General features: G+C 57.2%; 1 rRNA gene. It reads left to right on the forward strand.

Features of this window, described 5'->3' with window-relative positions:
* Nucleotides 1-52: 52 nt before the first annotated feature.
* Nucleotides 53-3,174 (forward strand): 23S ribosomal RNA (locus ABZT93_RS40220).
* Nucleotides 3,175-3,205: the final 31 nt, after the last annotated feature.

The following is a 3,205-nucleotide window of genomic DNA, read 5'->3' on the forward strand; positions in this document are numbered from 1 at the left end:
GACGGGTGGCTGGTCGTTGTTTGAGAACTGCACAGTGGACGCGAGCATCTGTGGCCAAGTTTTTAAGGGCGCACGGTGGATGCCTTGGCACCAGGAACCGATGAAGGACGTGGGAGGCCACGATAGTCCCCGGGGAGTCGTCAACCAGGCTTTGATCCGGGGGTTTCCGAATGGGGAAACCCGGCAGTCGTCATGGGCTGTCACCCATACCTGAACACATAGGGTATGTGGAGGGAACGCGGGGAAGTGAAACATCTCAGTACCCGCAGGAAGAGAAAACAACCGTGATTCCGGGAGTAGTGGCGAGCGAAACCGGATGAGGCCAAACCTACGACGTGTGAGACCCGGCAGGGGTTGCGTCGTGGGGGTTGTGGGATCTCTCTTTCACAGTCTGCCGGCTGTGAGACGAGTCAGAAACCGTTGATGTAGGCGAAGGACATGCGAAAGGTCCGGCGTAGAGGGTAAGACCCCCGTAGTCGAAACATCAGCGGCTCGTTTGAGAGACACCCAAGTAGCACGGGGCCCGAGAAATCCCGTGTGAATCTGGCGGGACCACCCGCTAAGCCTAAATATTCCCTGGTGACCGATAGCGGATAGTACCGTGAGGGAATGGTGAAAAGTACCGCGGGAGCGGAGTGAAATAGTACCTGAAACCGTGTGCCTACAAGCCGTGGGAGCGTCGCGCATTGAGTTTACTCAATGCGTCGTGACTGCGTGCCTTTTGAAGAATGAGCCTGCGAGTTTGCGGTGTGTTGCGAGGTTAACCCGGGTGGGGTAGCCGTAGCGAAAGCGAGTCCTAATAGGGCGATTCAGTAGCACGCTCAAGACCCGAAGCGGAGTGATCTAGCCATGGGCAGGTTGAAGCGGAGGTAAGACTTCGTGGAGGACCGAACCCACCAGGGTTGAAAACCTGGGGGATGACCTGTGGTTAGGGGTGAAAGGCCAATCAAACTCCGTGATAGCTGGTTCTCCCCGAAATGCATTTAGGTGCAGCGTCGTGTGTTTCTTGCCGGAGGTAGAGCACTGGATAGGCGATGGGCCCTACCGGGTTACTGACCTTAGCCAAACTCCGAATGCCGGTAAGTGAGAGCGCGGCAGTGAGACTGTGGGGGATAAGCTCCATGGTCGAGAGGGAAACAGCCCAGAGCATCGACTAAGGCCCCTAAGCGTACGCTAAGTGGGAAAGGATGTGGAGTCGCAGAGACAACCAGGAGGTTGGCTTAGAAGCAGCCACCCTTGAAAGAGTGCGTAATAGCTCACTGGTCTAGTGATTCCGCGCCGACAATGTAGCGGGGCTCAAGCGTACCGCCGAAGTCGTGTCATTGCAGCAATACGCCCAACGGCGGCTGTGATGGGTAGGGGAGCGTCGTGTGCCGGGTGAAGCCGCGCCGGAAGGCAGTGGTGGACGGTTCACGAGTGAGAATGCAGGCATGAGTAGCGATACACACGTGGGAAACGTGTGCGCCGATTGACTAAGGGTTCCTGGGTCAAGCTGATCTGCCCAGGGTAAGTCGGGACCTAAGGCGAGGCCGACAGGCGTAGTCGATGGATAACCGGTTGATATTCCGGTACCCGCTGTGAAGCGTCAAACATCGAACCAGGCGATGCTAAGTCCGTGAAGCCGCCCCGGAGCCTTCGGGCAAAGGGGAGTGGTGGAGCCGGCGAACCAGACTTGCAGTAGGTGAGTGATGGGGTGACGCAGGAAGGTAGTCCAGCCCGGGCGGTGGTTGTCCCGGGGTAAGGGTGTAGGCCGTGCGGTAGGTAAATCCGTCGCACACAAGGCTGAGACCTGATGCCGAGCCGATTGTGGTGAAGTGGATGATCCTATGCTGTCGAGAAAAGCCTCTAGCGAGTTTCATGGCGGCCCGTACCCTAAACCGACTCAGGTGGTCAGGTAGAGAATACCGAGGCGTTCGGGTGAACTATGGTTAAGGAACTCGGCAAAATGCCCCCGTAACTTCGGGAGAAGGGGGGCCATCACTGGTGAGAGGACTTGCTCCTCGAGCTGGGGGTGGCCGCAGAGACCAGCGAGAAGCGACTGTTTACTAAAAACACAGGTCCGTGCGAAGCCGTAAGGCGATGTATACGGACTGACGCCTGCCCGGTGCTGGAACGTTAAGGGGACCGGTTAGTCACATTTCGGTGTGGCGAAGCTGAGAACTTAAGCGCCAGTAAACGGCGGTGGTAACTATAACCATCCTAAGGTAGCGAAATTCCTTGTCGGGTAAGTTCCGACCTGCACGAATGGCGTAACGACTTCTCGACTGTCTCAACCATAGGCCCGGTGAAATTGCACTACGAGTAAAGATGCTCGTTTCGCGCAGCAGGACGGAAAGACCCCGGGACCTTTACTACAGTTTGATATTGGTGTTCGGTTCGGCTTGTGTAGGATAGCTGGGAGACTGTGAACTCTGGACGCCAGTTCAGGGGGAGTCGTCGTTGAAATACCAGTCTGGTCGTGCTGGATGTCTAACCTGGGTCCGTGATCCGGATCAGGGACAGTGTCTGATGGGTAGTTTAACTGGGGCGGTTGCCTCCTAAAGAGTAACGGAGGCGCCCAAAGGTTCCCTCAGCCTGGTTGGCAATCAGGTGTTGAGTGTAAGTGCACAAGGGAGCTTGACTGTGAGACCGACGGGTCGAGCAGGGACGAAAGTCGGGACTAGTGATCCGGCGGTGGCTTGTGGAAGCGCCGTCGCTCAACGGATAAAAGGTACCCCGGGGATAACAGGCTGATCTTCCCCAAGAGTCCATATCGACGGGATGGTTTGGCACCTCGATGTCGGCTCGTCGCATCCTGGGGCTGGAGTCGGTCCCAAGGGTTGGGCTGTTCGCCCATTAAAGCGGTACGCGAGCTGGGTTTAGAACGTCGTGAGACAGTTCGGTCCCTATCCGCTGCGCGCGCAGGAACATTGAGAAGGGCTGTCCCTAGTACGAGAGGACCGGGACGGACGAACCTCTGGTGTGCCAGTTGTCCTGCCAAGGGCATGGCTGGTTGGCTACGTTCGGGAGGGATAACCGCTGAAAGCATCTAAGCGGGAAGCCTGCTTCGAGATGAGTGTTCCCACCTCCTTGAGAGGGTAAGGCTCCCAGTAGACGACTGGGTTGATAGGCCGGATCTGGAAGCCCAGTAATGGGTGGAGGTGACCGGTACTAATAGGCCGAGGGCTTGTCCTCAGTTGCTCGCGTCCACTGTGTTAGTTCTGAG

This window comes from Streptomyces sp. NPDC005303, assembly GCF_040607335.1.
Lineage (GTDB): Bacteria > Actinomycetota > Actinomycetes > Streptomycetales > Streptomycetaceae > Streptomyces.